The organism is Listeria floridensis FSL S10-1187, from assembly GCF_000525875.1.
Lineage (GTDB): Bacteria > Bacillota > Bacilli > Lactobacillales > Listeriaceae > Listeria > Listeria floridensis.
This window is the reverse complement of record NZ_AODF01000012.1, coordinates 25712-33314: the sequence shown is the minus strand read 5'-3', so window position 1 is coordinate 33314 and position 7603 is coordinate 25712. Positions and strand designations below refer to the sequence as shown.

General features: G+C 34.6%; 7 protein-coding genes and 1 pseudogene. 2 read left to right on the top strand and 6 right to left on the bottom strand.

Annotation, left to right across the window (positions count from 1 at the left end):
• A partial coding sequence (locus tag MFLO_RS06355) for a leucine-rich repeat domain-containing protein (RefSeq protein WP_162148142.1) occupies nt 1-988 on the bottom strand: 988 nt, incomplete at its 3' end.
• 341 nt (nt 989-1329) lie between these two features.
• On the opposite strand from MFLO_RS06355, the gene MFLO_RS06350 reads away from it, so the two are divergent.
• Nucleotides 1330-1584, top strand: a complete 255-nt coding sequence (locus tag MFLO_RS06350; RefSeq protein ID WP_051993534.1) for a hypothetical protein — start codon at nt 1330-1332, stop codon at nt 1582-1584.
• A gap of 438 nt (nt 1585-2022) precedes the next feature.
• Here MFLO_RS06350 and MFLO_RS06345 read toward each other — a convergent pair whose 3' ends face one another.
• Nucleotides 2023-2535 (bottom strand): hypothetical protein, encoded by a 513-nt coding sequence (locus MFLO_RS06345; RefSeq protein WP_036097126.1) that lies wholly within the window; start codon nt 2533-2535, stop codon nt 2023-2025.
• A gap of 697 nt (nt 2536-3232) precedes the next feature.
• Between MFLO_RS06345 and MFLO_RS16775 the strand changes: the two genes are divergently transcribed.
• The gene (locus MFLO_RS16775) at nt 3233-3328 is read left to right on the top strand and encodes a type I toxin-antitoxin system Fst family toxin (RefSeq protein ID WP_149022987.1); all 96 of its coding nucleotides are present in this window, start codon (nt 3233-3235) and stop codon (nt 3326-3328) included.
• Nucleotides 3329-3590: 262 nt separating this feature from the next.
• Here MFLO_RS16775 and ssb read toward each other — a convergent pair.
• From ssb to MFLO_RS06320, 4 genes and pseudogenes are all read right to left on the bottom strand, one after another.
• Nucleotides 3591-3908, bottom strand: a pseudogene (ssb, locus tag MFLO_RS06335) (single-stranded DNA-binding protein); the annotation flags it as partial.
• 9 nt (nt 3909-3917) lie between these two features.
• Nucleotides 3918-4910 carry a hypothetical protein gene (locus tag MFLO_RS06330; protein ID WP_036097123.1) on the bottom strand — a complete coding sequence of 331 codons (993 nt, stop codon included), beginning with the start codon at nt 4908-4910 and terminating at the stop codon, nt 3918-3920.
• Nucleotides 4911-5429: 519 nt separating this feature from the next.
• Complete coding sequence (locus MFLO_RS06325) at nt 5430-6563, bottom strand: abortive infection system toxin AbiGii family protein (RefSeq protein ID WP_036097122.1); 1134 nt, start codon at nt 6561-6563, stop codon at nt 5430-5432.
• 2 nt (nt 6564-6565) lie between these two features.
• The gene (locus MFLO_RS06320) at nt 6566-7417 is read right to left on the bottom strand and encodes an abortive infection system antitoxin AbiGi family protein (RefSeq protein ID WP_036097121.1); all 852 of its coding nucleotides are present in this window, start codon (nt 7415-7417) and stop codon (nt 6566-6568) included.
• Between the last annotated feature and the right edge of the window lie 186 nt (nt 7418-7603).

Genomic DNA, 7603 nt, shown 5'->3' with positions numbered 1-7603 from the left:
TCAAATTGGTTAAATTCGTTAATTGAGACAAATCAGGAACCCTACCTAAACGATTATTGGATAATGACAATTCCTTTAAGCTCGTCATTTCCTGAATAAGATCGAGATCCACCTCTTTTGGCAAATCACAAGAACTCAAATTGAGGCTCTCCAGGTGAAGCCCTTCTAATGGCGAAATATCTTGGATTGGGTTACTACTGAGATTCAAGTCTTTCAGCTTTTGAAGTCCGCGAAAAGCCTCGATGCTTTGGATCTGATTATCTGTCAGATCCGCTTTGATCAAACCTGTCGCTTGTGCTAATCCTGAAATGTCTGAAAGATTCCCCCCCATCGCATCCAAATAACTTAACCTTTTCATGCCCGCAAAAAACGAGGAATCTTGCACCTGAATCCCTTGAATGGTGAGATTATAGACATTCGACAGACTTTCAAGCGGAGACCAGTCCGTTACTTGATAATTCGCCGACAAATCCACGGTTAACAAGGAGGGCTGACTACGGAGCCCTTCCACATCCGTAATTTGACTCCCTGTAATCATCAAATTCAGTAAGGGCGCCACTCCTTTTAGAAAGTCTAAGTTGCTTAAATTCGTATTTTCACGCAGTTGAATGCTTTGTAGTTCGGGTAATTTCTTCAAATCCGTTAAATCCGTATTCCCTGTTATCGTCACTCCCGATAAGCCCGAAAGTACCTCAATCCCTTCTAAAGACGTATAATCTAAAACTAACCCTCGAATCTCTTGTAACCTTTCGAGCGAGACGAGGTCTCCAGGATACATCCCTAATTCATCCGCTACTTTTAATGCGAGGCTCCTATTCGTTGGAAACCATTCATCAAAGGTTTTGACCTCGCTTGCTTGTGTGTTGACTTTAGGAGTTGCGTTCGTTTCTTTCTTCTCAGTCGCCACTTCTTGAGAAGTAGTCTGACTCGTAGTGGCTTGTGCTTCTTCGGTCGAAGCCGCTACGGCATAAGGGCTATTCAAACTCACTAATAACGCTGCTGTTGAAACAATGGCCCATCCTTTTTTCTTGTTCATCTCTTTTCTCCCTTCCATTCCCTCTTCTAAACGTATAAGGTCGCTCCTTTAAGTATATCACCACACACACGTTCCAGTTGTGACTGCTTTGTGAATTCTCAGGCTTGATTCTTCGATTTTCATATCCTTTGGGCACTTTTCTCTTGTGGTCGTGAAAAGATCAGTTTTTCATTACTAGTCATCCCTATTTTTTCTTCGCTAGTAAAAAATGGATATTTAATTTTCTTTGTTACCAATATGGTGCTATGCTAAAATAAAAAAACGACTCATTCGAAGATGAAAGGAGCTTGACTATGATTTTTACAAAAATGCAGAGACGGAAAAAAATGTGGAAACGATTGAATCAACTTGAACAGGCGCCATCTCCTAAAAAGCGAGAAGCCCTTCTTCAAGAGCTGGCCTACTATGAAGCCCTTGGAGATTGGTGCAAAGGATTCCCTTTGACGGTCGAACAAAAACTAGTATTGTTTACCAAAGAAGAATACATCCGCTTACGAAAAAAAACATTCAGATACCTGGATAATACAAGAACTAGACGTTTCTCGTAGCACTTTCTTAATGTGGAAGAAACAACACGGGCTTACTCGACAGCAGATTGCTCAACGTTCGCCCACTTATTCCTATCAGAAACGGTCCTTTTTCTTGATCGGGGGCTAATTTCTTTTGTTGTGCAACCTAAAATAGTGGGGCTATCCAAAAGAAGCAGCCACATAAAGGCAAGGGATCAGATTCCACTAGCTCGCTTGCCTTTGAGTTTGAGAAACCTAAAGGGCGTGCTTCATTAGCGCTGATGATTGAACCATTCTTTTACCAAAGCGTTTTTTGACACCCTAACTTTACAGGTTCAAAGCCCACTCTTTCTCCCTTTTCTCGTGATAAGTAGGCCTATACCCTAAATTGACACTATGATGTTTATCTACCACAAAAAAAAATCCATTTCATTTAGAAATAGATTTCTTCCTCTTCACATCGTATTAAAACTATATCTATTCTTGTTGATTGAAATGAGATCTTTCAGGAAGCCTATTTTGAAATTCAATCGAATGACCACAAAAGATTTCTTCCATGTTTATTTGAGAAATACTTACTTCTTCATTATTATGAAAGGTATGTATGGTCAACATGTATCCTAGCACATCGACGGCTTCAGATGCGTTCAATTCAAAATTAAAAATCTGCTCTTTGAAGGATCGATAATTCTCCAAAACGATATGGAATTTTAGTGGAAAGTACAAATTTTGATAGGTCGTGTATCTTGGATCTTTGCATGTTAGCATTTTTTTATAGGTATCTGAGAAATCGCTTGATTCTTTCGACTCGATACCTTGTTTGTACAGTAAATATCTGTCTTCAAACGTTTGTCTATAATCCGTAATCAAAGCTTCATCCGTTACAACTTTTCCATGTAAAAGAAAAATTAAAAATAGCTCTATCTCATCTGCAACCACGTATTGTTCTCTTTCATTTTCACCAAAACAGATTTTTACCCAATAAAGCATATTTTTTTTGTTCTCGTAATTCTTCAATAAAAAAAATAAGGGAATATCCGATGCTTCGCTCTGTACGTTAGTAGTTTTTCATATTGCTTGAACATATCTACTTTTTCAGTGTACAGGTCTATCTTTTTCGCATGCTCACAAATGTCTTCAAAGGTAACGGAATTATTTGCAATTTTCAACACCAAAGGATTTGTAATCGAATCATTTAGAATTTTTTTTATAATTCCTGTCTTTTTCCAAGATGCCATCCCTCCACATAAACTTCAAACGTTTGATCTAAACGCTGAATACCTAAAACACCAGTGTATCTATGGCATTTTAGGTATACGCGTTGATTAGGACTTCTATCAAACTAGGCAGTGAACAACTAAACAATATACTAATAAAGGTATTAAAAATATAACACTTTAGGAATTTTCTGTCAATAATATTTGTTAGCAAACGGATTTAGGCACATTTTCTCTCTTCTCAATAAAATTCACATCAATATCTGTTAAATATTGACTTCAATCTCCACATTCCTTACTAATTTAGTTATAAAACAGTTCCAGTTTAATCAAGTTAACCACTATTTTCTGGACAGAGAAAATTCAAATATTTTATTAACTTTTCATCTTATTTTGCACAAGGTGGAATCAAGTTTCTTAATTTAGTATAATGAGTTGTCGCCTTCCGAAAGTCTTGCGACTGGAAGGAGGTGTATCTTGTGTTCGAATTAATCATTTGCCCCCTTCTTGTTGGGATCATTTTATCCCTCTTTAGTTTTTGGCTGAATACTAAAAACAAGAAGTAAAGCGATTTAAAGGCGACATCAGCTCACTAAAAACCCCTAGAGAATCCGACCTCTCTAGGGGTTTAGTGTATCTTGTGTTCTTTCATTTGCAACCTCATTATAGCACAGTTTCTAACGATACTCAATGTATCGGCTATTCCTTTCATCCCGCTTCTCATTAAAACGGTAGTTCGTCATCTGGAATATCAATAGGTGTCCCTTCAAATGGATCACGTCCAGATCCATCATCATATGTCGGTATCGTTCCGGGCGTAGATTGAGTTTTTGGTTCTAAGAACTGAACACTCTCAGCTACGACTTCCGTTACATAGATACGACGACCATCTTGTCCTTCATAATTTCGTGTCTGAAGGCGACCATCTACTCCGGCCAGGTTCCCTTTTTTCAAAAAGTTCACGACATTCTCAGCTGGCTTTCGCCAAACCACGCAATTAATGAAATCTGTTTCGCGCTCGCCTTTTTGATTGGTAAAAGTTCGATTGACTGCAAGCGTAAAAGCCGTAATCGCAACACTAGATGGTGTATAACGAAGTTCGGGATCTTTTGTTAGTCGACCAACTAAAACCACTCGATTTATCATTTTTTCCTCTCACTTTTGAACTAATAACACAAGATTCCAAACAAAAATCAAAAAATGCCTTACACTCTCCGGATTAGGAAGGGGGATCAGCACATTTAATAAAAAGCCAAATACAAAAGATGCAAATTCATTTTTACTTTTGCTAACAATTTCTGTCAATAGAAAATCGGACTTATCCATCGAATCTATGATCTTTTTTTCCATATGTTTATTAGCTGTAAAGTTTTCATTTTCAACTTGAATAAATTTATTCAGCTCTTTTTCTAAGTACCTTATTCTAAACTCCATATCGTTAGAATCTTGATTTTCATTATTATGTGCTAATAGATTATGAATTTCTTCTTTAATTTCTGGAGTAGAAAGGCTCTGAATATCTTCGAATGTTGGAATGTGCTGTTCTAATTTTTGACCTACCACACCGATTCTAAAGTCATATTGAGTTAAGAGCTTAATATTTTCTGAAAACTGATCTAATAAAATTTTTGATTGGGTTTTCATCACCTGAGTTTGCTTAGTTAGTGACTCTATATCACCCAATTTAGAAGCATTCATTAATGCTTTCTTATAAGCTGTTGTCACAGCTGATATACTTCCATAAAACGAACCACTTGAACCAGAGTATCCCTTTAAATACGGATTTTTCCAATCCATAGACTTATGATACTTAGTTTTAATTTGGTCAACTGACTGAAGTATTCCTACTCGCTGATTAACAATCGGCTTAGCTATATCACTTACACTGTAAGGTAGTTTTGCTGCCTTTTGAATACTTCTTATTTTCTTATCTAAAGAAATATGTTGACTAGGGAACTTTAAGGATTCTTTTGTTGGTACAAAAATTTTTGGTGTTAAATCAATATATTTATTAATTCTATTTGAAATTTTCAGGTTCTTTTCAACTGTATCTCTCATTTTGACACTGCTTTTCCACAAATTATCTATATCTTCAATAGGACCATCCATTTTTTCAGCATTCAAATTAGAATTCTTTCTTTCGTCCATTCTTCCACCTCTTTTGCAGTGTTTCTATATAATGTCTCGATTATTTCAAAAAAGCTTCTCTTCACTAGCGCCAATGGATCAGCAAATAATAAACATTGCACAAATACTTCAAGCGTTTTATTATTTCCTGTTACATTCATTTTCTGGACAGTAGAATATCAAAGTTTTCTCATTCTTTTATCGGCTTCCTACTTTCTTTTAGATCTCAACAGATAAATTGATCATAAGAAATGAAACGTATCCACTTCTCTCCCTTTCGTGAATGTTTTCTCAAATTCCCATTTTTCCATTATGGTTTACTCTCATTTTCCACAATGACTTTTCTGCATATTTTTATTATATATCCCTCCATCTTTTGCCCAGATTTGATACCATGTAGGAGCGGCAAACCACGCTCAGAGACGACTAAGTCAACAGAGTATATTCTAACAATCAGTTCATCTATTATAGTTTTATCTTCAGTTATATTATTTATTGATAATTATTTCTTTAGCCTTATCTAAGTCCTTTATTATACAATTAAAATTCATCATCGCATCTTCTTTTTTTTGGTCTATTCGAGTATATTTTTTGATACTTTATTTTGTCTCCTAGTACATGAAATATATATCCATCCTCATTTTCCATTCCTGAATATCTTATTTTTTTAAACACAAATTGCTCATAAACTTCAAATGTATGATTTAGTATAGTAAGTTTATTCGTATTAAAACCTGTAATTCCAATTTCTTTTTCAAGTAGTTCTGTTAAATTATCTTCGTTTACATCAACTGATACTTTGTTGATTTCTTTGTTGTTTGGAAGATAATAGAACATATCTTCAAACTCAGATATATAAATTTTTTCTAGATTGATATAGTCCGAATTCATAATAGTTTCTTTAATATCAAACTCAATATGTTTAGTTTCAGCTAATTTGTTTAATTTTTCGTAAAAAACTAATAACCTATCAATCCCAGTGGACATCTCTTCAGAATCGTCTATTAAATTATGTCCAAAAATTTGAATCTTTCCCGTCGCGTAATCCAGTAATTTTTTCTTCTGTTCAAGTATACTCCCCAATGAATTGGCCTTATTAAAATTGTAAGTAAACTCTATTTTCACTTTATCGGTGTTGCTGTTAAATGTTAGCCTTAAATTTAATATATCTTCGTTTACTGATTCAAATATCATTTCCTCCAAACTAGCATAAGGATGATGTTTTACCGTAAATTTATATTCGTTTTGATTCAACCAAACTGAAATTGGTTCATCAATACTAGGGGATTTTGGTGGACACAATTTATAGCTTCTATCCTTAAAATTAATTCTATCACCAAATACACGGATTGCTTCGTCCGGCTCAACCTCTTTCCCGCTAATAATATGTCTCACTTCTTGCATCTCAACAGTTTGCTGAGACCTATATAATAATTTAATGAGATCCTCACCAGATTTTATATCCACTCCTTTAAGATTTTCAGGAAGCTTTATTTTAAAGTTTATTTTCATTTCCTCAGTATTGTCAGCCATCATACGAAAATGAAGACCGTCATCCGTCTCAAAATGAGTTCCTAATGGAACATCACTATTCAGGAAATCTAAGAATTCAGGAGGAGCAGTTACTCTTCCACCTTTGTTTTGTCGACGCTCAAATGCTTTAGAAAATTTCAATATTACCAATCCTTTACTATTTGATTATATACTATAATTTTTGATGCAAGTAACAAAGCCTCGTCAATATCAAATTTGTTTTTCAAAACTTCGAGCATCTTATTTCTATCTTCAATAGTGTGTACAAAAATATATTTTACAGCTTCCATTGTCAAAGTCAAAGGGGCACCTGGAGTTGTTTTCAAAGAATCTGACAGGTCATTATTCATTATAGAGTTTTGTAGTTCTGGATCAAGAACATCATTTTTAAAAGAAGGCATAGTAGTATCACTTAAATTCGGTAGATATCGCCACTCCTTTTCATCATGAAAATTTTTAAAAATTTCCGTCTCTCCTTTTTTCATGGTACCTTTAAGTGGTTTTGAGAGAGCTAGTTGCGTAATAATACAATCTAAATATTCTTCAATTGAAGGGTCTAAATTCCCATTATATTCTAATTCAAAACTTCTATTTAGAGCCGTTTGTAATAACCTTTTTGACTCAGAATTTTCATTTAAATATGTAATTGGTTGCAACCCTTTTTCTTCACACCACTCTTTCTCTAGCCCTATGCCATATTTACCATATCCAGAATCATCCCTTCCATTCCCTTCTACATGAGCAGGAAGCCGGTGAAGATTTATATCACAAAAACACAACATTGGAAGCAATATTTTTCTTATTGGTTCGCCACCATATCTAATCCCTAAATACTCAACACTCTCTTCTACATAGCGTGGAAAAAGTTGCATTTTTTCAATTGCTTCAATCAAAAATTTCAGTTCAGGCATAAATCTAAAAAGTGTATTTGCACTTTGTTTATATTGATATTCTGAATTTTGCACACCTACATGTAACATCTTAGAATTTTCCATTTTTCCCCTCCTCTTCATTTTGTATACATCGTAAATTATAACATAATTCTATTTTCCCTTTTCTCCTTCTATAACAGAAAAATAATATCTTATTATTACAATAAAATAGACCTTTCATTTTGGACTATATTTCAGACTAAAATCAATTTTTTCAAGCTTGAAACCTGCATTCTTTAGCTAACACTA